24 protein-coding genes are annotated in these 20,362 nt (G+C 64.7%); 12 read left to right on the plus strand and 12 right to left on the minus strand.

Annotation, left to right across the window (positions count from 1 at the left end):
• Window positions 1-48 precede the first annotated feature (48 nt).
• Window positions 49-1,332: an MFS transporter gene (locus BLS75_RS12965; RefSeq protein ID WP_011059850.1), complete on the minus strand. Its 1,284-nt coding sequence runs from the start codon at window positions 1,330-1,332 to the stop codon at window positions 49-51.
• Between the two features lie 137 nt (window positions 1,333-1,469).
• Here BLS75_RS12965 and BLS75_RS12970 point away from each other — a divergent pair, with 137 nt between their 5' ends.
• Window positions 1,470-2,390, plus strand: coding sequence for a LysR family transcriptional regulator (locus BLS75_RS12970; RefSeq protein ID WP_053156822.1), 921 nt, complete (start codon window positions 1,470-1,472; stop codon window positions 2,388-2,390).
• 212 nt (window positions 2,391-2,602) lie between these two features.
• Here the strand turns inward: BLS75_RS12970 and BLS75_RS12975 are convergent, their stop codons facing one another.
• The 3 genes from BLS75_RS12975 to BLS75_RS12985 are packed head-to-tail and all read right to left on the minus strand — an operon-like array spanning window position 2,603 to window position 4,463.
• Window positions 2,603-3,145 (minus strand): DUF2937 family protein, encoded by a 543-nt coding sequence (locus BLS75_RS12975; RefSeq protein WP_011059848.1) that lies wholly within the window; start codon window positions 3,143-3,145, stop codon window positions 2,603-2,605.
• Window positions 3,146-3,155: 10 nt separating this feature from the next.
• Window positions 3,156-3,932, minus strand: coding sequence for a class II glutamine amidotransferase (locus BLS75_RS12980; RefSeq protein ID WP_011059847.1), 777 nt, complete (start codon window positions 3,930-3,932; stop codon window positions 3,156-3,158).
• A 33-nt stretch (window positions 3,933-3,965) separates the two neighbouring features.
• Complete coding sequence (locus tag BLS75_RS12985; RefSeq protein ID WP_011059846.1) at window positions 3,966-4,463, minus strand: hypothetical protein; 498 nt, start codon at window positions 4,461-4,463, stop codon at window positions 3,966-3,968.
• Between the two features lie 100 nt (window positions 4,464-4,563).
• Here BLS75_RS12985 and BLS75_RS12990 point away from each other — a divergent pair, with 100 nt between their 5' ends.
• On the plus strand, window positions 4,564-6,618 hold the full coding sequence (locus BLS75_RS12990; RefSeq protein ID WP_072451008.1) for a S9 family peptidase: 2,055 nt from the start codon (window positions 4,564-4,566) through the stop codon (window positions 6,616-6,618).
• Window positions 6,619-6,720: 102 nt separating this feature from the next.
• Window positions 6,721-7,194 carry a cyclic nucleotide-binding domain-containing protein gene (locus BLS75_RS12995; RefSeq protein WP_011059844.1) on the plus strand — a complete coding sequence of 158 codons (474 nt, stop codon included), beginning with the start codon at window positions 6,721-6,723 and terminating at the stop codon, window positions 7,192-7,194.
• Window positions 7,195-7,224: 30 nt separating this feature from the next.
• Here BLS75_RS12995 and BLS75_RS13000 read toward each other — a convergent pair whose 3' ends face one another.
• The gene (locus BLS75_RS13000; RefSeq protein ID WP_072451009.1) at window positions 7,225-7,536 is read right to left on the minus strand and encodes a hypothetical protein; all 312 of its coding nucleotides are present in this window, start codon (window positions 7,534-7,536) and stop codon (window positions 7,225-7,227) included.
• A 75-nt stretch (window positions 7,537-7,611) separates the two neighbouring features.
• Between BLS75_RS13000 and BLS75_RS13005 the strand changes: the two genes are divergently transcribed.
• The 4 genes from BLS75_RS13005 to BLS75_RS13020 all read left to right on the plus strand — a co-directional run bounded on the left by BLS75_RS13005 (window position 7,612) and on the right by BLS75_RS13020 (window position 9,844).
• Window positions 7,612-8,298 carry a spermidine synthase gene (locus tag BLS75_RS13005; protein ID WP_015634551.1) on the plus strand — a complete coding sequence of 229 codons (687 nt, stop codon included), beginning with the start codon at window positions 7,612-7,614 and terminating at the stop codon, window positions 8,296-8,298.
• Between the two features lie 49 nt (window positions 8,299-8,347).
• Window positions 8,348-8,725, plus strand: coding sequence for a YajD family HNH nuclease (locus tag BLS75_RS13010; RefSeq protein WP_011059841.1), 378 nt, complete (start codon window positions 8,348-8,350; stop codon window positions 8,723-8,725).
• A gap of 197 nt (window positions 8,726-8,922) precedes the next feature.
• Window positions 8,923-9,390, plus strand: coding sequence for an RNA methyltransferase (locus tag BLS75_RS13015; RefSeq protein ID WP_011059840.1), 468 nt, complete (start codon window positions 8,923-8,925; stop codon window positions 9,388-9,390).
• An 82-nt stretch (window positions 9,391-9,472) separates the two neighbouring features.
• The gene (locus tag BLS75_RS13020; RefSeq protein WP_011059839.1) at window positions 9,473-9,844 is read left to right on the plus strand and encodes a YgaP family membrane protein; all 372 of its coding nucleotides are present in this window, start codon (window positions 9,473-9,475) and stop codon (window positions 9,842-9,844) included.
• Between the two features lie 43 nt (window positions 9,845-9,887).
• Here BLS75_RS13020 and BLS75_RS13025 read toward each other — a convergent pair whose 3' ends face one another.
• Both BLS75_RS13025 and BLS75_RS13030 read right to left on the minus strand, forming a co-directional pair.
• On the minus strand, window positions 9,888-11,123 hold the full coding sequence (locus BLS75_RS13025; RefSeq protein ID WP_072451010.1) for a hypothetical protein: 1,236 nt from the start codon (window positions 11,121-11,123) through the stop codon (window positions 9,888-9,890).
• A 45-nt stretch (window positions 11,124-11,168) separates the two neighbouring features.
• Window positions 11,169-11,618 (minus strand): YcgN family cysteine cluster protein, encoded by a 450-nt coding sequence (locus BLS75_RS13030; protein WP_015634549.1) that lies wholly within the window; start codon window positions 11,616-11,618, stop codon window positions 11,169-11,171.
• A 274-nt stretch (window positions 11,619-11,892) separates the two neighbouring features.
• Between BLS75_RS13030 and BLS75_RS13035 the strand changes: the two genes are divergently transcribed.
• Window positions 11,893-12,486 (plus strand): nitroreductase family protein, encoded by a 594-nt coding sequence (locus tag BLS75_RS13035; RefSeq protein ID WP_072451011.1) that lies wholly within the window; start codon window positions 11,893-11,895, stop codon window positions 12,484-12,486.
• Between the two features lie 113 nt (window positions 12,487-12,599).
• Here BLS75_RS13035 and BLS75_RS13040 read toward each other — a convergent pair whose 3' ends face one another.
• From BLS75_RS13040 to BLS75_RS13055, 4 genes are all read right to left on the minus strand, one after another.
• Window positions 12,600-13,532 carry a D-2-hydroxyacid dehydrogenase gene (locus BLS75_RS13040; protein ID WP_072451012.1) on the minus strand — a complete coding sequence of 311 codons (933 nt, stop codon included), beginning with the start codon at window positions 13,530-13,532 and terminating at the stop codon, window positions 12,600-12,602.
• Between the two features lie 119 nt (window positions 13,533-13,651).
• Window positions 13,652-13,945 (minus strand): YcgL domain-containing protein, encoded by a 294-nt coding sequence (locus BLS75_RS13045; protein ID WP_072451013.1) that lies wholly within the window; start codon window positions 13,943-13,945, stop codon window positions 13,652-13,654.
• A complete protein-coding gene (gene rnd, locus BLS75_RS13050; RefSeq protein WP_072451014.1) occupies window positions 13,942-15,075 on the minus strand; it encodes a ribonuclease D in 1,134 nt (377 codons plus the stop codon). The genes BLS75_RS13045 and rnd overlap by 4 nt, the downstream gene beginning before the upstream one ends.
• Window positions 15,076-15,197: 122 nt before the next feature.
• Window positions 15,198-15,860 carry a class I SAM-dependent methyltransferase gene (locus BLS75_RS13055; RefSeq protein WP_072451015.1) on the minus strand — a complete coding sequence of 221 codons (663 nt, stop codon included), beginning with the start codon at window positions 15,858-15,860 and terminating at the stop codon, window positions 15,198-15,200.
• Between the two features lie 181 nt (window positions 15,861-16,041).
• Here BLS75_RS13055 and BLS75_RS13060 point away from each other — a divergent pair, with 181 nt between their 5' ends.
• Window positions 16,042-16,824 (plus strand): transporter substrate-binding domain-containing protein, encoded by a 783-nt coding sequence (locus BLS75_RS13060; RefSeq protein WP_072451016.1) that lies wholly within the window; start codon window positions 16,042-16,044, stop codon window positions 16,822-16,824.
• On the opposite strand, the gene cynR is transcribed toward BLS75_RS13060, so the two are convergent.
• Window positions 16,803-17,693 (minus strand): transcriptional regulator CynR, encoded by an 891-nt coding sequence (gene cynR, locus BLS75_RS13065; protein ID WP_072451017.1) that lies wholly within the window; start codon window positions 17,691-17,693, stop codon window positions 16,803-16,805. The two genes, BLS75_RS13060 and cynR, sit on opposite strands and share 22 nt — an antisense overlap.
• Window positions 17,694-17,801: 108 nt before the next feature.
• On the opposite strand from cynR, the gene BLS75_RS13070 reads away from it, so the two are divergent.
• The 3 genes from BLS75_RS13070 to BLS75_RS13080 all read left to right on the plus strand — a co-directional run bounded on the left by BLS75_RS13070 (window position 17,802) and on the right by BLS75_RS13080 (window position 20,361).
• Window positions 17,802-18,461, plus strand: coding sequence for a carbonic anhydrase (locus BLS75_RS13070; protein ID WP_072451018.1), 660 nt, complete (start codon window positions 17,802-17,804; stop codon window positions 18,459-18,461).
• 36 nt (window positions 18,462-18,497) lie between these two features.
• On the plus strand, window positions 18,498-18,968 hold the full coding sequence (gene cynS, locus BLS75_RS13075) for a cyanase (protein ID WP_011059828.1): 471 nt from the start codon (window positions 18,498-18,500) through the stop codon (window positions 18,966-18,968).
• Between the two features lie 208 nt (window positions 18,969-19,176).
• Window positions 19,177-20,361: a cyanate transporter gene (locus BLS75_RS13080; RefSeq protein WP_019093310.1), complete on the plus strand. Its 1,185-nt coding sequence runs from the start codon at window positions 19,177-19,179 to the stop codon at window positions 20,359-20,361.
• Window position 20,362 lies beyond the last annotated feature (1 nt).

Raw genomic sequence — 20,362 nt, forward strand, 5'->3', positions numbered from 1 at the left:
AAGGGGTCCGCTGCGGGGCAGCGCTGGCAATGCCCCGCAGATTATCAGTTAGCGTGCCTCAAGTTCCTTGCCGCGGGTTTCCGGCAGGCTCAAGGCTGCCAGCACCACCACGCCGTAGGACACCGCGGCAAAGGTGCCGATGGCCGCGCCCAGCGGCACATGCTGGCTGAGCAGGCCGATCAGCAGGGGGAACAGCGCCGCCAGCGCCCGGCCGCTGTTGTAGCAGAAACCCTGGCCGGAACCGCGGATGCGGGTGGGGAACAGTTCGGTGAGGAACGCTCCCATGCCGCTGAAGATGCCCGAGGCGAAAAAGCCCAGGGGAAAGCCCAGCCAGAGCATCACCGCGTTGCTCACCGGCATTTGCGTATAGAGCAGGACGATGGTGAAAGAGCCGGCGGCGAACAGTACGAAGTTCTTCTTGCGCCCGAGAATATCGGTCAGGTAGGCGCTGATCACATAGCCCATGTAGGAGCCGAAGATCACCATGGCCAGGTAGCCGCCGGTGCTCAGCACGCTCAGGCCGCGCTCGGTCTTGAGGAAGGTCGGCAGCCAGAAAGTGATGGCGTAGTAGCCGCCCTGGGCCCCCGCCGCCAACAGCGATGCGCGCAGGGTGGTGCTGAGGATCCCCGGGGCGAAGATCTCGTAGAACCGGGCCGGGTTGCTGGGCTCTTCCCGGGCCCGGGTTTGGCGATAGACCTCAGGATCCTTGACCAGGCGGCGGACGAAAATCACGAAGATCGCCGGCAGGATGCCCAGCAGGAACAGCCCGCGCCAGGCGTCTTCCGGCGGCAGCAGGGAAAACAGCAGCGCATATAGCAACGCCGTTATGCCCCAGCCCAGGGCCCAGCCGGACTGCACCATGCCCACCGCCTTGCCACGGTTCTTGGCACGGATCACCTCGCCGATCAGTACCGCCCCGGCGGTCCACTCGCCACCGAAGCCGAAGCCCATCAGGGTCCGGGCGATCAGCAACTGCTCGTAGTTCTGCGCCAGGCCACACAAAAAGGTAAAGAATGCGAACCACAGGACCGTGAGTTGCAACGTGCGTACCCGGCCAATGCGGTCGGAGAGGATCCCGGCGATCCAGCCCCCCAGGGCGGAGGCCAGCAAGGTACTGGTATGGATCAGCCCGGCTTCGGCGGAGGTGATGCCCCACAGTGCGATCAGGGTCGGGATCACGAAACTGAGCATCTGCGTGTCCATGCCATCCAGGCCATAACCGAGCTTGCAGCTCCAGAATGTCCGGCGCTCCTGCTGGTTGATGTCCCGGTACCAGTCAAACGGGCCGGCGCGGCGCGGGGCCTTGGCGGCCAGTGTTTCGGGCGCACTCATGGCGATCTCCAGGGTAATTTATTGGTGTTGTTCTGGGCCCCGACGACGCATATCGTGGGTTGGCGCATTCTTCGGCTCGAGCGCCAACTGCGTCCAACTAATAAAAACTGCCCTTATGCATAAGAAAAGTTGATCCCATGAACCTCAAGTTCCTCGAAACCTTCGTCTGGGTCGCGCGGCTGAAGAGCTTCAGCCACACCGCGGAAAAACTCTTTACCACCCAGGCGGCGATCTCCAGCCGCATCGCGGTGCTGGAGGGCGAGCTGGGCGTGAAGCTGTTCCTGCGCGACTCCCGGGGCGTCAGCCTGACCCCGGAAGGCGTCAAGGTGCTGGAGCACGCCGAGCAGATGCTCGACACCCTGCAGGTGCTGAAACAGTCCATCCAAGCGCCGTCGAGCAAGGTCGGGCGGGTTCGCATCGGGGTCATGGATACGGTGATCCACACCTGGCTCAGCCCCCTGGTGGCAGAGATGATGGACCACTACCCGCAGGTGGAAATCGAGCTGGTGGCCGACACGTCGCTGAACCTGTGCGAACAGTTGCAAAAGGGCTTTCTGGACCTGGTGCTGCAAACCGACCTGCTGCGCCAGGAAAGCATCCGCAGCCTGGAACTGGCCAGCTATCCCATGGGCTGGATCGCCGCCAGCAACTCGATCTACAACCGCGACTACGCCAACGTCGCCGAGCTGGCCCGGGAACGGATCGTCACCTACTCGAAGAACTCCCTGCCCCACCAGCAGGTGCTGAGCCTGATGCAGGCCAACGGCGTGCTGGCGCCGCGGCTCAACTGCGTCAACTCGGTGTCGGCCATCACCCGCCTGCTGCGGGACGGCTTCGGCATCGGCGCCCTGCCGCCGGTGCTGGTGCGCGAGGAACTGGCCCGGGGCGAACTGACCCTGCTGGCCATCGAACAGCGCCCGCCGAACCTGCAAGTGGTGGTGTCGTGGCGGGTGGGAGTGGAATTGGTGGAGGACATAGTCGAGCTGTGCCAGCGCGTGGTGCAGCGCTATGGGCAGAAGGTCGGCGCGGATTACCTGGTGCTCAGCGAACCCCAGTGAACATCGCCATCGCCCCCCTCGTAGGAGCTGGCTTGCCAGCGAACCGCGCGCAGCGGTGTGTCAGGCGCGCCGCTTTCGCCGGCAAGCCGGCTCCTACACAGAAAACAAAATCGATACGGCTCCCGTAGGAGCTGGCTTGCCAGCGAAGGCGATCTTCAGTCAGGCACAAGCCACGCGGCCCCCTGCGCCGGCAAGCCGGCTCCTACAGGGGGTCAGAGGCCTTTGAGGTCGCGCTCTTCAATCGGGCGGCTCTGGCGCAGGCGCTTGCCGCCCAGCACTACCCAGTCGATCAGCCGGTACAGGCATTCCAGGCCGAAGGACAGCAGCAAGGCGCCACTGATACCCCAGATCATGGCTTCCGGGGTCAGCAGGATCTGGTAGCTGTAGCCGTCCCAGGTTTCCTTGCGGATTTCCGGGTCGGGGGCCAGGGCCACTTGCAGCAGGCGGATGTACCAGGGCCCCTGCATCGCCTGGTATTGCTTGTCCAGGGCCAGCTGGCGGCTGAGCAAGCCGCTCAGGCTCTCGGCATCGCTGCGAAACACCGGATCGTCGCTGGCCCGGTAATGGGCCACCAGGGCGTTCATGTCGCCCTTGAAGAATTGCTGCGCGGTGCCCTGGAAGCCCTGCAGGCTGTGCTGCGACTCGATCAGATGCGCCTCGACGCGCTTGGCGTAATCACTGATGAAACCCGGCACTTGCACACCGATCAACAGGCCGGCGGCGAACAGCACCAGCCGCAGATAACTGAGCAACATAGGGATGTCCTTATTCGGTCTGGCCATGGCTGACGCATTCACCGCGCCGCCACAGGCTCCACTGGCCCGGCTGGTAGCGGGTCCAGGTTTCGTTTTCGGTCAAGGGTTCAGTGGCGATCACCGTGACCACGTCGTTGGGCGTGGTTTCGGCCTGGAAGTCGACGATCACATCCACATCCTTCAGCCGCGCCGGGCCGAATGGGGCGCGCCGGGTGATCTGCGCCAGTTTGGTCGAGCAATAGCAGAACAGCCAGTCACCGTCGCTGAGCAGGCCGTTGAACACGCCCTTGCTGCGGTATTCGCTGCAGGCCTGGATCAGGGTCGGCAGCAGCTCCTCGATTTCCACCGGCTCGGGAAAGGCGGCCCGCACCCGGTTCAGCAGGTCACAGAAAGCCGCTTCGCTGTCGGTATCGCCTACCGGGCGGTAGAAGCTGGCCTGGGGCTGGAAATCCGCCAACTGGCCATTGTGCGCAAAGCACCAGTTGCGGCCCCACAGCTCGCGGACAAAAGGATGAGTATTGGCCAGGCAGACCTTGCCGACGTTGGCCTGGCGGATATGGCCGATCACCACTTCGCTCTTGATCGGGTAACGCTGAACCAGGTTGGCCACTTCCGACTCGCTGCTGGCCGCCGGGTCCTGGAACAGGCGCAGGCCGCGGCCTTCATAGAAAGCGATGCCCCAGCCGTCGCGATGGGGGCCGGTGCGGCCGCCGCGCTGCATCAGCCCGGTAAAGCTGAAGACGATATCGGTCGGTACATTGGCGCTCATGCCCAACAACTCACACATGCTCGGACTCTCGCTTCAATGCCGGGGGCAGCGTTACAAACGCGGTTCGACCCGCGTATTCAGGGGGGTGCCGGCTGCAGGCTGGCGGCCGTAACGGTCATTGCCGGCGCCACCGAAGGGCTGGTCATCCTCCACTTCGGCAGCCTTGGCGGCAGCTTTCGCCGCTTCGTTGCGTTCCCGGCGCTCCCTGGCCGCGCGCTCGATGGGCCAGCGGATCAGCACGAACAGCAGGTAGACGCCAAAGGCGATCATGCCGTACATGAACAGGTCGGATACCGCACGCCAGGCGTTGTTGCCGACCTTGAAGGCTATATCCAGGGCGGTGATGGCCACGGCCGGGGCAAATTTTTCCTTGACCGGGTCGATGATGGTCGGGCTGAACAGCAGCACCGCCACCAGCACTCGCAGCGGCTCGCGCAGCCAGCGCCACATCCAGCGGGTCAGGCGCATCCACACCAGCAGGCAGCCCAAGGCGGCGAAGGCATAGAGCCCCCAGGCGATCAGATAGTCGTTCTCGGTCATGGTGTCCATGGCAAGGCAGGCAAAGAGGCGCTTATGATAACGACTTTTGCCGTGTCAGGCTGCACCGCCGTCTGCCCAGCCCTCATTTGTCATCGCCCGAGAGCCACCCATGCCCTTAACCGCCAACGACAGCAGCGCCCCGATTGCCCACAAGGCCGAAGGCGCTGACCCGTATGCCTGGCTGCAGGAACGCGACACCGACGCGGTGCTCGATTACCTGAAGGCTGAAAACAGCTACCTGGACGCCCAGTTGGCGCATCAGGGGCCCCTGCGTGAAACGCTGTTCCAGGAGATCAAGGGGCGGATCCTCGAAACCGACCTGTCCCTGCCCTCGCCCTGGGGCCCGTACCTGTACTACACCCGCACCACCGCCGGCGACGAATACGCCCGCCACTACCGCTGCCCGCGCCCGGCGGACGACAGCCTGACGGTGGACGAAAGCCGCGAGCAACTGCTGCTGGACCCCAACGCCCTGGCCAATGGCGGCTTCTTCTCCCTCGGGGCCTTCAGCATCAGCCCCGACCACCAGCGCCTGGCCTACAGCCTCGATACCACTGGGGAGGAAATCTACACCCTGTTCGTCAAGGAACTGGCCAGCGACAAAGTCAGCGAGCTGTCCTTCGACAACTGCGACGGCAGCATGACCTGGGCCAACGACAGCCTGACCCTGTTCTTCGGCGAGCTGGACGATACCCACCGCCCGCACAAGCTGTTGCGCTACCGGCTGGATGGCACCGCCGCCGAGGAAGTGTTCCACGAGCCGGACGGACGCTTCTTCCTGCATTGCTACCGTTCCAGCTCCGAACGCCAACTGCTGCTGTCCCTGGGCAGCAAGACCACCGGCGAGACCTGGGCCCTGGACGCCACGCAGCCACAGCTGCCGTTCACTTGCCTGGCGCCGCGGGTCGAAGGCCATGAATACGATGTCGACCACGGCCTGCTGGACGGCCAATGGACCTGGTTCATCCGCAGCAACCGCGACGGCATCAACTTCGCCCTTTACCAGGCAGAAGACAACGGCGCGATCCCCGAGCAGGACGACTGGCAACTGCTGGTGCCGCACAACCCCGAAGTGATGCTCGACGGCGTGACCCTCAACGCCACAGCCATGACCCTGAGCCTGCGCGAAGGCGGTCTGCCGATTATCGAAGTGCACCCCCGGGACCTGCCGGTGTACCGCGTGCAACTGCCGGATGCGGCCTACAGCCTGCACGTGCAGAACAGCCTGGAGTTTTCCAGCGAGCGCATCCGCCTGCGCTACGAGGCCCTGAACCGCCCGGCCCAGGTGCGCCAGCTGCAACTGGCCGACGGCCAGCAGCAGGTGCTGAAGGAAACCCCGGTACTGGGCCCGTTCGACCCCGAGGCCTACGTCAGCCAGCGCCTCTGGGCCACCGCCGCCGACGGCACCCAAGTGCCCATCAGCCTGGTGGTCAAGCGCGACTGCCTGGGCCAGCCGACGCCGCTGTACCTCTACGGCTACGGTGCCTACGGCGAAAGCCTGGATCCCTGGTTCTCCCACGCCCGCCTGAGCCTGCTCGATCGCGGCGTGGCCTTTGCCATCGCCCACGTGCGCGGCGGCGGCGAGTTGGGTGAGGCCTGGTACCGCGCCGGCAAGCAGGAACACAAGCAGAACACCTTCAGCGACTTCATCGCCTGCGCCGAACACTTGATCGCCCAGGGCCTGACCAGCGCCCAGCAGTTAGCCATCAGTGGCGGCAGCGCCGGCGGCCTGCTGATCGGCGCGGTACTCAACCAGCGCCCCGAGCTGTTCAAGGTCGCCATCGCCGAAGTGCCCTTCGTCGATGTGCTCAACACCATGCTCGACCCGGAGCTGCCACTGACCGTCACCGAATACGACGAATGGGGCAACCCCGAGGAGCCCGAGGTCTACGCACGGATCAAGGCCTACGCGCCCTACGAGAACGTGCGCGCCCAGGCCTACCCGGCAACCCTGGTGATCGCCGGCTACAACGACAGCCGCGTGCAGTACTGGGAGGCGGCCAAATGGGTGGCCAGGTTGCGGGCCACCAGGACCGACGACAACCCGCTGCTGCTCAAGACCGAGCTGGGGGCCGGCCATGGCGGCATGAGCGGGCGTTACCAGGGATTACGTGACGTAGCCCTCGAATACGCCTTTATCCTGAACATTCTGGGCCTGGCCTGAGGAACTCCCGGCGGCGTTCCTGTCTTAACCCAGAACGCCACCGGCAACCGCCGGACCGGGCCCGCGCCCGTGCAACAGACACAAGAAAAAGACCGTGATCCCATGTCCGAACCCACCTTACTGAACAACGAGATCCGCGACTGGCTGATGGACTGCGGCCTGTTCGACCAGTTGTTGCCCGCCGACTTCAACGCTGCGGCCGGCTACTTCAGCATCAGCAGCATCGCCGAGGGCGAAGCGATCTTTCATGAGGGCGATGCCGGCAGCTTCATGTGCATCATCCACAGCGGCCAGGTAGCTGTGCAAAAGCGCAACCACGACGGCCAGCCCCTGACCATCGCGACCCTGCGCAGCGGCCGGGCCTTTGGCGAAATGGCGGTGCTCGATGGCGAGCGACGTTCGGCTACCTGCGTGGCCGCCAGCCATTGCCAGTTGCTCAACCTGGGCAAGGACTCCCTGGAGAAGATGCTCAACGATGCGCCAAAGATCGCCGCCAAGATCATCCGCGCCCTGGCCGTGTCGCTGTCCAAGCGGCTGCGCATGGCCGACGGCCAGTTGCTCGCGCAGCAGATCTGAGCCCCGGGGTACCCTCGCCCACTACATCCATCAACCCTGAACCTTGGGTTTGCTGTCGTTCTGCTCCAGCCCTGGCAGGGTCTGGTCCTTGGGCGGCTTGGGCATGTCGATCGGCGGCAGCAGAGGCGCGCTGCCACTGCTGCCGGCTTTCGGCGTGCTGGGCGGGGTGACTTGCGGATAAGGCGTAGGGGTCGCGGTGCCCGGGGTGCCGAGGGTCGGCGCCGGGGTCACCACCGGGGTACTTTGCGGCTCGTCAGCCAAAGCCGGGCCGGCACCAAGCGCCAGGGCAGCGGTGAGGGCGAGCGCCGCTTGGGCAATCACCGTTAGAATAGTGCGCTTCATCAATGGCTCCATTGCTATTGTCTGGCGTCAGGCTACTCCCAACCGGGGCGTTTTGCCTTCCTCAATGAGATCTCCATGAAACGTTTCGTACTGCTGGACACTACTGCGATTCCTGAAAACGGCGGTGCCTTGTGCCTGTTCGAATACGGTGAGGATTTCGTCATCAAGATCCAGGGCGGCGACGGCGGCCAGTTGATGAACACACGCATGCACGGTTCCGAGGACGCCCTGGCGCAGATCCCTTGCAGCAAGGTCGCCGGGCGCCCGAACTCACGGGTGCTGATCGGCGGCCTGGGCATGGGCTTCACCCTGGCCGCGGCTCTCAAGCACCTGGGCAAGAGCGCCGAGGTGGTGGTCGCCGAGCTGGTGCCCGGGGTGGTGGAATGGAACCGTGGCCCGCTCGGCGAAAAGTCCGGCCGGCCGCTGCTGGACCCGCGCACGGTGATCCGCCTGGAAGACGTGGCCAAGGTCCTGCAGGCCGAGCCCCAGGGCTTCGACGCGATCATGCTCGACGTCGACAACGGCCCCGAAGGCCTGACCCAGAAAGCCAACAGCTGGCTCTACTCCAGCGCCGGCCTGGCCGCCTGCGCCCGGGCCCTGCGGCCCAAGGGCATTCTTGCGGTGTGGTCGGCCAGCGCCGACCGGCAGTTCTCCGAGCGCCTGCGCAAGGCCGGCTTCAAGGCCGAGGAAGTACAGGTCTTCGCCCATGGCAATCGCGGCACCCGGCACACCATCTGGATTGCCGAGAAGCTCAAGGCCTGAGCTAAACTTTGTCCATTACCGTCATTAGTCCTTCTACAAAGGTGAACCCATGAGTTCGTCCACTCCCCCGTCCAACACCGCCAAGCTGGACCGTATCCTTGCCGACGCCCAGCGCGACCGGGAAATGGGCTACCGCGACAAGGCACTGAAAATGTACCCCCATGTCTGCGGCCGCTGCGCCCGGGAGTTCTCCGGCAAGCGCCTGAGCGAGTTGACTGTGCACCACCGCGATCACAACCACGACAACAACCCCCAGGACGGTTCCAACTGGGAACTCTTGTGCCTGTACTGCCACGACAACGAGCACTCGCGCTACACCGACCAGCAGTACTTCGGCGAAGGCTCCCTGAGCACCCCGAAAGTCGCCAAGGCGACCCACAACCCGTTCGCCGCCCTGGCCGGGTTGATGAAGAAAGACCCGGAGTAAGCACCAGCCGCCGGGCATATTGTGGCCAGCGAGCGTGCTCCCGTTCGGCGGCAAGGCAGCGGTAAACCCTGTGCCCCCGGCCGGCCTGCTACACCGCATTGGCCGGCGTCGGGAGCAAGCTCCCTCGCCACAACAAGCCACCGAGCCGTGGGCAATCCTCGTATAATCGCGCTCTTTTCCCCCAAGGCGCTTTGTTCGTGGCAAACAAAAGGTACAGCTGCATCGGTTTGTATAACCCCAAGTCACCGGAGAACGTCGGTTCGGTGATGCGCGCCGCCGGCTGCTATGGCGTCGCCTCGGTGTTCTACACCGGCAAGCGCTATGAGCGGGCCCGCGACTTCGTCACCGACACCAAGAAGGTCCACCAGGACATTCCGCTGATCGGCATCGACGACCTGAAGAAAATCCTCCCCCTGGGCTGCATACCGGTGGCCGTGGAACTGGTCGAGGGTGCCCGCCCACTGCCCGAATACACCCACCCGGATCGCGCCCTGTACATCTTCGGCCCGGAAGACGGCTCCCTCGACAAGGAGATCCGCGACTGGTGCGAGGACGTGGTCTACATCCCCACCACCGGTTGCATGAACCTGGCAGCGACAGTCAACGTGGTGCTCTACGATCGCCTGGCCAAGGGCAACAACACCCGCTCCGGTCCCAAGTTCTGAGCACACGCCGGTCATCGCCCGGGAACCTGTGACGCCTTCGTGCAGTCAGCCTTGTATCCCTTACCGCCCTTGGAGACAGATCATGAGCGAGCGCAAACAGCTGCAAACCATCGAATCGACCCCGTTCCAGAGCCAGCCCACCCAGAATGTCCAGGGCTGGGAGCGCATCGGCTCGCTGGCCGGCGGCGTGGTGATGATGGGCAAGGGCCTGCGCCGTGGCGGCGTATTCGGCCTGATCCAGGTAGCCATCGGCGGCGTGGCCCTGGCCCGGGGCATCACCGGGCACAGCTCGGCGAAAAGCCTGCTGGAGAAAAGCCGCCAGGACATGAACAACGTGCGCAACAAGATCGAACGCGCTGCAGAAGAGCTGCGCAACCTGAAAGCCGATGCCGAAGCCGCCGGCCGCAACGCCAAGGCCGCCAGCAATGATGAAGTGAAGGTGCCCAAGGCCTGAAGCCGGGGCGTCCTCATGGACGCCTGGGGCCAACCGCGCCGGGTCAGCGCAGCAGGCTGGTGTCGAGGACCCTGGAGGACTCGCCCAGCACGCTTTCACTGAGCTGGATGAATTCGGCGGTGCTGACGCTTTCCAGGCGCATCGCCGCTTGCAGGACATCGTCCAGGGAGCGCTTGTTGCGGGTCTTGAGGCGAATCTCTCGATCCAGCTCCTGCAATAGCAACACCGCCTTGGCCACTGTGGCGCTGTCCACCTGTTCGCCGCGCAGGCTGGTGACCTTGTGGCCGTCCCGGGCCAGGCGCTTCTCCAGCACCTGGTAACGTTCATCGCTGATGCCACCGGCACGGCGCAGCAGCTCGATGGCGTAGTACTGCGCCAGCCCTTCACTGATCCAGTCGCTGCGCTGGCTGTCGTTGATCCGTGCCAGAGATTGCACCAGCTCCCGCAGCAAGGGGCTGGCGCCGCTCTCGCTGACCAGCGGCAGGCGGCTGTGCAGGAACAGTGAATCGCGCCCGGCCAGGCTGCCGCGCCACATCGGATCGGCCGCGCCGACGATCAACAGCTTGCTCGGCTGGCGGGGAAACACCGCCTGCACCTGCGGCCAGACAAAGGTCAGCAGGGTCAGCACATCCATGCGCCGCATGCCCTGGCCCAGTGGCGAGACCACGCTGACGTCGGTTTCCCCCAGGCGCGTGCGGCGGCTGCCCAGGGTGCCGGCGAGCATCCAGCCGGCGGGACGGTCGAACAGCCGCGAGGGGTTGTCGATGCGAAAACGGTGCTTGCCGATCCGCGGCCAGGCGGTCTCGATGCTCTTCCAGCCGGCGGGCAGTTCGAAATCCAGGCGCGCCACCAGCTCGATGCCGTCCTGCTGGTCCAGGTGCGCCGGCGGCACCAGGGTTTCGCCGCGCAGCAGGGCCCAGTTGGCAGTACTGCGGCTGTCATAGATGCCCTTCTTGATGCTGTGGTTCAGGCGTACCCGGTAGCTCAGGCTGGCCTTGCCGCTGGCCGGGCGCCAGACCCCACGCTGACCGCCAGCATCGGCGGGGGCGGCCTGCCATTGGCCGTCGGCCTTGAAGTCGCTGTAGTCGCCGGTCGAGCCCAGATCGAAATCCAGGCTGCGCAGCGCCGCGCCGTCGGCCAGGGTCAGGCGCACTTCGGCCTGATCGCTCTGGGGCAGGAAGCGCACGTGATAATCCAGATCGACCTTCTTCGCCGCAAACGCCGATGCGCTCAATGCCAGCATCGCAGCGGCCAGCGCCAGCTTCGCCCCCACCCTCATACCCTCTCCTTGCTGTTGAAACCTTGAAGCCGGCGCGGCGAACCCTCAGCCTGCGCGGAAAATCAGATGATCCTCCCAATCCTCTTCCGCCACGCTGCCTTCGGCGAGCATGCGGCCGGACTGGGAAATACGTTCGTGGTGCACCGCATCGCGGTCGCCGCACACCAGGTGGTGCCACAGGGGCAGGTCCTTGCCCTCGCTCACCAGGCGGTAGCCGCAGGTGGGGGGCAGCCACTTGAATTCGTCGGCCTTGCCCGGGGTCAGCTGGATGCAGTCGGGCACCGAGTCGCGGCGGTTGGGGTAATCGCTGCACTGGCAGGTCTTGAGGTCCAACAGCTTGCAGGCGATGCGTGTGTAATAGACGCTGTTGTCGTCCTCGTCTTCAAGCTTTTGCAGGCAGCACAGACCGCAGCCATCGCACAACGACTCCCATTCGTCCTGGTCGAGTTGTTCGAGGGTTTTGCGTATCCAGAAAGGTTCGACTTTGGCGGCCATGGCTCAAGCATCAGTATCCGAGGGTGAAAAGGCCGCCAGTCTAGTGCCGAAGAACCGGCGGGCCAAGCGCTGGCGACTGTCGGTAGGCCAGGACTTGTCAGCGGGCCATGGGCACAGTAGCTTTGCCCCTCGGACCGACCCGCGTCCGTGTGCCATTAACGCTTGACCGCGTTGCACCCGGCAAACCGCACGGGGTCAGGAATACCCCTTCGCTCAGCTCATCTGCGCTTGCCGGTTTATTCCACTCATCTCACATGCTGCCAGGAGTTTTTCCATGAGCGCCAACACTCGCGTTGCCGATTACGCCATCCACCCGCAGTTCACCCAGCGCTGGTCGCCACGGGCCTTCACCGGCGAAAACATCCCTGAAGAAACCCTGCTGAGCTTCTTCGAAGCCGCGCGCTGGGCCCCTTCGGCCTACAACTCGCAACCCTGGCGCTTTCTCTATGCCCGGCGCGATACGCCGAACTGGGAGCGCTTCCTCGGCCTGCTCAACGAGTTCAACCGTGGCTGGGCGCAACATGCCTCGGCCCTGGTGATCGTGATCTCCAAGACCACCTTCACCGCCCCCGGCGCCACGGAAGAGACCCCGGCCCTGTGGCACACCTTCGACACCGGCTCGGCCTGGGGCCACCTGGCGCTGCAGGCCAGCCTCAGCGGCTGGCACACCCACGGCATGGCCGGCTTCGACCAGGAGCTGACCCGCAAGGAGCTGAAAATTCCCGAAGGCTATGCACTGCACGCAGCGATAGCGGTGGGCAAGCTGGGAGACAAGTCGACCCTGGCCGACTACCTGCAGGCCCGGGAAGAGCCGAGCCCGCGTCGTCCACTGAGCGAGACCGTGGCCGAAGGCGATTTCAGCCTCTAAAGCAGCGATCGCCTCTGTAGGAGCGAGCTTGCTCGCGAAGCCCTGAAGGGCGCCGCGCTTGCCTGGCAAGCGCGGCTTTCGCGAGCAAGCTCGCTCCTACGATCAGGTCCGTTTCAATAGCCGCGAGCGAAATCCACTTCGCCGCGCAAGGCCTGCTTGGCCTCGTAGGCCCGCAGGTTGTCGACGAACAACTGCACCATCAGTTCCGGCGAGGTCGGCGCCGAGCTGTGCCCCGTCAGCAGCAAGCCCCAGGCCGTCCAGAACGGGTGCCGTTGCGGCAAGGGTTCCTGGCGACAGACATCGATCACCGCCCCCGCCAGATGCCCATCCTTGAGGGCCTGCACCAAATCCCCATCGACCACGGAAACACCCCGGCCCACGTTGATGAACAGCCCCGTGGACTTGAATTGCTTGAACAGCGCCGCGTCATACAGGTCGTGGGTGCTCGGGGTATTGGGCAGCAGATTGACCACATAATCCACCTCCCCCACCAAGCGGCCCAGGTCTTCCAGGCCCGCCACTTCGATAAAGGGTGCCTGCTCCCGCGCCTGGCTGGCGATGCCGTACAGCTTCACACCAAAGGGCAACAGAAATTGCGCCACGCTCTGACCGATGTCGCCGGTGCCGACGATCAGCACCTTGCGCCCCACCAGGCTCTGGCCCAGGCGGTTGTCCCACTTGCGCTCCACTTGGCTGACCAGCCGCGCCAGCACTTCGCGCTCATGGCCAAGGATGTAGGTGAGCACGTACTCGGCCATCACCTGGCCAAAGATGCCTACCGCCCGGGTCAGGCGGTAATGCCGGGGCAGGCCGTCGGCCAGCAACGGGGTGATGCCGGCCCAGGTGGATTGCAGCCACTGGGGCTGATGACCCTGACGCAGCAGGGTCGCCAGCAGGTCTGGCTGGCCCAGCCATACCGGGCAATCCGCCGCCAGGCGCGACAGCTCGGCGGAGTCGCCACTGGTCAGTACGTCCAGCTCCGGTGCCGCCTGACGCAACAGGCGGGCATAAACAGCGTGATCGTGTTCGGCAATCAGAACGCGCATGGTTCAAACCTTAAAAAACGGTACAGGCCGCCGCCGACGGAGTATTGCTCCATCGATCAAGGCGGTGGCCAGGTCAGTCAGTTGCATTGAACAGAGGCTCGGGACCGAGCCTCTACAGGTCAGACCGGATCATTGCGGCGCAGCAACTCTTCGGGCAGGTGCTCGATGTACTCGTCTTCCGCCGGCGGCATCTGCAAGTGATAGCCCTGCTTCTCGAGGTTTTCCAGCACCTGGTGGATGTCCTCCCGGGACAGCTTGCGCTCCGGGCTCAGCACCAGATCGAAGGCATGTTGCGGCTTGCCGAAAGCCAGCAGCAGGTTTTCCGGCACGCGTTCCAGGGCCTCGCTTTTCAGTACGTAGAGGTACATCTCGTTCTTGCGCGGGCTTTTATAGATGGAGCAGATACGTTTCAAGGCTGTTCTCCGGCGGTAGCCAGGCTGTCCAGCAGCGCCTGGCCCATCAATTCGCGGCGCCAGCCACGCAGCGAATCAGGCAATTGGTAAGGCCCGTTGGGGTAGCCGCTCTTGAGCAGGCTCTCCAGGGTTTTCTTGCGCAGCATGACTTCCGGCGCGATGCCCAGACGCTCGGCCTCGGCCTGCCCCACTGCCTTGAGGCGCTTGAGCAGGGCTGCGGCTTCGATCGGCAACGGCTCGGGTACGGCCGGTGGCCATTGGTCCGGGCCAAGGGCTGCGGTGCGCTTGATCAGATCGAGGAGAAACTCGCCGTCCTGACGCACAGTGCGCGGGTGCATGTCTTCGATCTTGGCCAGCGCCGCCAGCGTATCGGGCTGAGTCTTGGCCAGGGGCCAGAGGGCGTGTTCACGCACGATGCGGTTGCGCGGCAAGTCCCGGGCACGGGCTTCACGCTCGCGCCAGGCACAGAGCTCACGCAGCACGGCCAGCTGCGCACGGGAGAGTTTCCAGGCCAGCTTGGCATCACGATAGACCTCGTTGGGGTCCACTTCGCGGCGCAGGTTGGCCACCAGCTCGGCACCGTCTTCCAGCACCCAGCGGTACTTGTCCGCGGACAGCTTGGGCTGCAGTTCGGTAAAGACCTGGGCCAGGTGTACGGCGTCTTCGGCGGCGTAGCTGACCTGGGTTTCCGAGAGCGGGCGCTGCAGCCAGTCGGAGCGGGTCTCGCCCTTGGGCAATTCGATGCCCAGGACTTCCTGCACCAGGCGCGAATAGCCCATGGAAAAACCCAGGTTCAGGTAGGCGGCCGCCAGTTGCGTGTCGAACAGCGGCGCCGGCAGGCTGCCGGTCAGGCGCAGCAGGACTTCGAGGTCCTCGCTGCAGGCATGCACCACCTTGACCACCGCCGGGTTCTCCAGCAGGGCCGCCAGGGGCTTCCAGTTGTCGATGGTCAAAGGATCAATCAGGTAAGCGCGCTGCCCATCGCCGATCTGCAACAGGGCGGCGATGGGATAGAAAGTGTCGACCCGCATGAATTCGGTGTCGAGGGCGACGAATGGCAGCTGCTGCCACTCGGCGCAAAGCTGACCGAGGCTATCGTTGTCGCGAATCCAATGTATATCGATGGCCACACGGCTCTCCCTTGAAGAATGGCGCGCAGTATATATCGCCTCCGGCGATTTCTGAGCATTCACCCGACAAGAGCAGGTGCGAAACCTTCTGCCGGACGGCAAGAATAGTTCGAGAGTCGGAATCAGCTGGGTTTTCTAAGGACATAGACCCGCGCCGCCCCACAGCCGGGCAGGAAATCCTGCTGGCTCACGACCTCGAAACCGGCCTGCTTGAACTCGCCTTCCAACTGCACCCTGCCGATCGCCAGTGACGCCGCGGACTCACCCGGCGTGGCCGCAAGGATATTGAACAACGGCTCGACCCGGGCCGCGACGATCACCGAATCACGGCTGACCCGATGAAACTCCCGCAGCAGCGCCAGGCGATCCTCGCTGCGGGTCACATGGGCAAACAGTTGCATGCAGATGATGCTGTCCACCGCATTGGCCGACAGACCGATGTCGAAAGCCGAGCTGTGAAAGGTCTTGACCCGTTGCAGCAGGCTGGCCGGGTGATGGGTCTGGGCATGATTGAGCATGTCCTGGGAAGGGTCAGCCGCCAGGATCACCCGGTTGCCATGCTCGGCCAGCACCGGCCAGTAGCGCCCGGCACCACAGGCCACATCCAGGATCAGTCCCGGCTCCCCGGCCACTTTCAGGGCATGGCGTACCAGGCGCACCGTGCGCCACAGCGCCAGGCGCGCGGCAAGCCCGGCGGGCCGGGGCTCGCCGCAGACCCGGGCGTGCTCCTGATCATAGCGCCGGGCGAACTCCAGCTCGATGGACGGTGGGGGGTGGGACGACATGACTGGCGAACTCTTGTAGGTATCCAGAAGCCACAGGTTAACCAGTCGTTCGTGAAAAAAAGGTCGAAAGCCCTCGAGCGGTTTTGTCCAGGCGGGGCACCCGGTCACCCTTGCCCGACCAAGGGCCGATGCCAATAATGCTTCGGCACCGCGTCCCGCCCTTCACTTCAAGGAACGACCCATGCTGCCCCGCCTCTTGCTTTGCACTCTGCTCGGCCTCAGTGCCCCCGCCCTCAGCTTCGCCCAGGACCCGACCTCCCATCTGGACCGGGTGCTCGAACGTGGCCACCTCACGGTCTGCACCACCGGCGACTACAAGCCCTACAGCTACCTGCGCGACGATGGCCACTACGAAGGTATCGACATCACCATGGCCGAGTCCCTGGCGCAAAGCCTCGGGGTCCGGGTGAAGTGGATCAATACCACCTGGAAGACCCTGATGGCGGACTTCCAGAGCCAGCAATGCGATATCGCCGTAGGGGGAATTTCCGTCTCTCTGGAACGGCAGAAAAAAGCCTTCTTCAGCCAGCCCCTGGGGATTGACGGCAAGATTCCCCTGGTGCGCTGCCAGGACCTCAAGCGCTATGAAACCCTGGAGCAGATCAACCAGCCCTCGGTGCGCCTGATCGAACCACCGGGCGGCACCAACGAAGTCTTCGCCCGGGCCCATGTGCCCAAGGCCGAGCTGATCCTGTTCGCCGACAACGTGAAGATCTTCGATCAGTTGCTGGCCAAGCAGGCCGACGTGATGATCACCGACGCCTCGGAAGCGCGCTTCCAGCAGAAGCACAAGCCGGGGCTGTGCGCGGTCAACCCCGAGCGCTACCTGCAATACAGCGAGAAGGCCTTCCTCCTGCCCCGGGATGACATGGCCTGGAAAAGCTACGTCGACCAGTGGCTGCACCTGAGCAAGGCCACCGGTGCCTATGACCAGGTGGTGAATCAGTGGCTGGCGGCGCCGTAGTCCTGGTCCAGCAGCATCTGCCGAAAGGCCTGGCAGGCGGCGCTGCGATAGGCGCCCTTGCGCTCCAGCAGCACCACGCTGCGGGGCGCCGGGGGTGATTGCAGGGCCAATGCCCGCAAGCCCGGCTGCTCGCGGGCGATGGCACTCGGCAACAGGGTCGCCAACTGCCCGCGGCGCACGATCTCGACAATCCCACTCACCGAATTGGCCTCGATGGCGATACGCGGCGCAATGCCCTGTTGCCGGCAATACAGGTCGATATGCCGGCGGGTGGCAAAGTCTGCGCTGAGCAGCACCAGGGACTGTTGGCCCAGGGCCGCTGCACTCAGGGGTTGCTGGCCCTGCTGCGGATAGTGCAGGCCGACCATCAGGCTCAGGGTTTCGGTGAACAGCGGCTGGCTCTGGATTTCCCCCAGGTGCTCGCCGGCAAAGGCGATCCCCAGGTCCAGGCGGTCCTCGGCCAAGGCCGCTTCCAGGCGATCCTGGGTCATTTCCTCAAGGCTCAGGTCGATCCCCGGGTACTGCTGGTTGAAGCGGCTGAGCAAGGGGCCGGTGAGGTAGGCAGTGAAGGTCGGGGTCAGCGCCAGCCGCAATGAACCGCGGCTCAGGTCCTGCACATCATGGATCGCCCGCTTGGCCGCCTGCAGGTCCTGCAGGGCGCGGCGCGCATAGACGACATAGGCCTGGCCGGCATCGGTGAGTCGCACGCTGCGCCCGGAGCGGTCGAACAACGGCGTGCCCAGGGACTCCTCCAACTGTTTGATCTGTTGCGACAAGGTCGGCTGGGAGACATGCAGTGCCTCGGCGGCACGGGTGAAATTGCAGTGCTCGGCCACAGCCAGCAGGTAACGGATATGACGCAAGAGCATGACGGCTCCAACTATAGGCAGGACTTATGGAAAGCATAATAAGCCGGTCTTGGACGCTATAGCTGAAAACCTCCATCCTTGCCCCATCAGCGACGCAAGGACAATCCCATGCAGAACATCATCGACGGTTTCCTCAAGTTCCAGCGCGAAGCCTTTCCACAACGCAGCGAGCTGTTCAAGCAGCTGGCCAGTACCCAGAGCCCCGGCACCCTGTTCGTCACCTGCTCCGACAGCCGGGTGGTGCCCGAACTGCTGACCCAGCAAGAGCCCGGCGACCTGTTCGTGATCCGCAACGCCGGCAACATCGTGCCCAGCTACGGCCCCGAGCCGGGTGGCGTATCGGCCACCGTGGAATACGCGGTGGCAGTGCTGGGGGTGAGCGACATCGTCATCTGCGGCCACTCCGACTGCGGCGCGATGACCGCCATTTCCACCTGCAAGTGCCTCGATCACCTGCCCGCCGTGGCCAACTGGCTGCGCCATGCCGAGTCGGCCAAGGTGATCAATGCCGCCCGCCAGCACGCCTCGCCCGCCGAGCACCTGGACGCCCTGGTGCGCGACAACGTGATCGCCCAACTGGCCAACCTCAAGACCCATCCTTCGGTGGCCCTGGCCCTGGAGCAGGGCCGGCTCAACCTGCATGGCTGGGTCTATGACATCGAGAGCGGCGCCATCGTCGCCCTCGACGGCAACACCCAGCGTTTCGTCTCCCTGGCCGAGTACCCGCACACCTGTGCCCTGGCCAGCCAAGCTTCCAGCGCTGCCTGAGCAGCCCCCGTTTCGTCACTCAAGAGGAGTCACCCCATGCTGCAATCCCAATTCGCCCAAGCTCCACGCCTGGCCCTGGCCGACACCATCATCGACGCCAAGGCGCGCAAGAACCTGTCGTGGCAGGACCTCACCGACGGCACCGGGCTGAGCCTGGCTTTCGTCACCGCCGCTCTGCTGGGCCAGCACGCCCTGCCGGCCACCGCCGCCGACCTGGTGTGCGACAAGCTGGGCCTGGACCAGGACGCCAGCCGCCTGCTGCAGAGCATTCCCCTGCGCGGCAGCATCGCCGGCGGCATCCCCACCGACCCGACCGTGTATCGCTTCTATGAAATGCTCCAGGTCTACGGTTCGACCCTCAAGGCCCTGGTCCACGAGCAGTTCGGCGACGGCATCATCAGCGCCATCAACTTCAAGCTGGACATCAAGAAGGTCGAAGATCCGGAAGGCGGTTCCCGCGCAGTGATCACCCTGGACGGCAAGTACCTGCCGACCAAGCCGTTCTGATCCCGGGTTGCAGGTTGCTCCAGCGGTAGGTGCCTGCCGGGCGTGCGTATCGTCCGGTTTGCGGCCCTGCGGCCCGGATCGCGGCCTGCGGCAGCGGCTACAGGTCCGCGGTGTTATTTAGTTTTTAAATAACACCGCGGACTTTCTGATTTGCCCCCACTCCAGACCGAGCCGCCTAATCGGGTCCTTGTTTGTTGAAGGTCCGACCATGGAAAACGTTCGTGCAACTTCCCGCCCCGCACTCTGGCTGATGGTCAGTGTGATTCTGGTGGCGCTCAATCTGCGTCCGTCGATGGCCGCCGTCGGCCCGCTGCTGTCGGGCATTCGCGGCGATATCCCCTTGAGCTTCAGCCTGGCTTCCCTGCTGACCATGCTGCCGGTCATGGCCATGGGCCTGGCGATGTTCTTCGGCATGGGCATCAGCCAGCGCCTGGGCGAGCACCGCACCGTGGTCCTGTCGCTGCTGGTCATCGGCCTGGCCACGGTCTCGCGGCTGTTCATGGACTCGGCGGCCGAGCTGATTCTCAGCGCGGTGCTGGCCGGCATCGGCATCGCCCTGATCCAGGCACTGCTGCCGGCGCTGATCAAGTCGCGCTTTGCCGACAATGTCTCGTTGTTCATGGGCCTGTACGTCACCTCGATCATGGGCGGTGCAGCGCTGGCCGCGTCGTTCTCGCCCCTGGTGATGAACCACAGTGGCAGTTGGCGCCTGGCCCTGGCGATCTGGGCCGCCCTGGCGCTGCTGGCCCTGGTGTTCTGGTACGCCCAGCGCGCGGCCCTGCCCAGGCTGCCGGGCAAAGGTGGAGCACGGGAGTCCTTTGCCGGTAATCGCCGGGCCTGGCTGCTGGCGGTGTTCTTCGGTCTCGGCACCGCTTCCTACACCTGCGTGCTGGCATGGCTGGCGCCCTACTACGTGGAGAACGGCTGGAGCGAGCAGAACGCGGGCCTGTTGCTGGGCTTTCTCACCGCCATGGAAGTGATTTCCGGGCTGGTCACCCCGGCCATCGCCAACCGCAGCCAGGACCGGCGCCTGGTGCTGGTGGCCCTGCTGGTACTGATCATCGCCGGCTTCTGCGGCCTGATCCTCAGCCCCAAACACCTCAGCCTGCTGTGGCCGTGCCTGCTGGGCCTGGGAATCGGCGGGCTGTTTCCCATGAGCCTGATCGTCTCCCTGGACCACCTCAGCGACCCGCGCCGCGCCGGTGGCCTGACCGCTTTCGTGCAGGGCATCGGCTACCTGATTGCCGGGCTGTCGCCGTTGCTGGCGGGCATGATCCGCGACCAGCTGGGCAGCTTCGAATGGGCCTGGTGGTCACTGGCCGCGGTGATGCTGGTAATGATCCTCATGGCGCTGCGCTTCGATCCGAAGCATTACCGCCAGCACATCCGCTGAG

Origin of the sequence: Pseudomonas sp. NFPP12 (genome assembly GCF_900103205.1) — a bacterium.
GTDB classification, from domain to species: domain Bacteria; phylum Pseudomonadota; class Gammaproteobacteria; order Pseudomonadales; family Pseudomonadaceae; genus Aquipseudomonas; species Aquipseudomonas protegens.

Bases quoted from the DNA above. Each gene is read 5' to 3' on its own strand.
- BLS75_RS12975 (WP_011059848.1), bottom strand. From the start codon at position 3,145: ATGTTGCTCAGTTATCTGCGGCTGGTGCTGTTCGCCGCCGGCCTGTTG.
- BLS75_RS13035 (WP_072451011.1), top strand. From the start codon at position 11,893: ATGAGCGCCAACACTCGCGTTGCCGATTACGCCATCCACCCGCAGTTC.
- BLS75_RS13055 (WP_072451015.1), bottom strand. From the start codon at position 15,860: ATGTCGTCCCACCCCCCACCGTCCATCGAGCTGGAGTTCGCCCGGCGC.
- BLS75_RS12970 (WP_053156822.1), top strand. From the start codon at position 1,470: ATGAACCTCAAGTTCCTCGAAACCTTCGTCTGGGTCGCGCGGCTGAAG.
- BLS75_RS13060 (WP_072451016.1), top strand. From the start codon at position 16,042: ATGCTGCCCCGCCTCTTGCTTTGCACTCTGCTCGGCCTCAGTGCCCCC.
- BLS75_RS13005 (WP_015634551.1), top strand. From the start codon at position 7,612: ATGAAACGTTTCGTACTGCTGGACACTACTGCGATTCCTGAAAACGGC.
- BLS75_RS13020 (WP_011059839.1), top strand. From the start codon at position 9,473: ATGAGCGAGCGCAAACAGCTGCAAACCATCGAATCGACCCCGTTCCAG.
- BLS75_RS12980 (WP_011059847.1), bottom strand. From the start codon at position 3,932: ATGTGTGAGTTGTTGGGCATGAGCGCCAATGTACCGACCGATATCGTC.
- cynS (WP_011059828.1), top strand. From the start codon at position 18,498: ATGCTGCAATCCCAATTCGCCCAAGCTCCACGCCTGGCCCTGGCCGAC.
- BLS75_RS13070 (WP_072451018.1), top strand. From the start codon at position 17,802: ATGCAGAACATCATCGACGGTTTCCTCAAGTTCCAGCGCGAAGCCTTT.
- BLS75_RS13030 (WP_015634549.1), bottom strand. From the start codon at position 11,618: ATGGCCGCCAAAGTCGAACCTTTCTGGATACGCAAAACCCTCGAACAA.
- BLS75_RS12965 (WP_011059850.1), bottom strand. From the start codon at position 1,332: ATGAGTGCGCCCGAAACACTGGCCGCCAAGGCCCCGCGCCGCGCCGGC.
- BLS75_RS13010 (WP_011059841.1), top strand. From the start codon at position 8,348: ATGAGTTCGTCCACTCCCCCGTCCAACACCGCCAAGCTGGACCGTATC.
- BLS75_RS12995 (WP_011059844.1), top strand. From the start codon at position 6,721: ATGTCCGAACCCACCTTACTGAACAACGAGATCCGCGACTGGCTGATG.
- BLS75_RS13000 (WP_072451009.1), bottom strand. From the start codon at position 7,536: ATGAAGCGCACTATTCTAACGGTGATTGCCCAAGCGGCGCTCGCCCTC.
- BLS75_RS12990 (WP_072451008.1), top strand. From the start codon at position 4,564: ATGCCCTTAACCGCCAACGACAGCAGCGCCCCGATTGCCCACAAGGCC.
- BLS75_RS12985 (WP_011059846.1), bottom strand. From the start codon at position 4,463: ATGGACACCATGACCGAGAACGACTATCTGATCGCCTGGGGGCTCTAT.
- BLS75_RS13025 (WP_072451010.1), bottom strand. From the start codon at position 11,123: ATGAGGGTGGGGGCGAAGCTGGCGCTGGCCGCTGCGATGCTGGCATTG.
- BLS75_RS13080 (WP_019093310.1), top strand. From the start codon at position 19,177: ATGGAAAACGTTCGTGCAACTTCCCGCCCCGCACTCTGGCTGATGGTC.
- cynR (WP_072451017.1), bottom strand. From the start codon at position 17,693: ATGCTCTTGCGTCATATCCGTTACCTGCTGGCTGTGGCCGAGCACTGC.
- BLS75_RS13040 (WP_072451012.1), bottom strand. From the start codon at position 13,532: ATGCGCGTTCTGATTGCCGAACACGATCACGCTGTTTATGCCCGCCTG.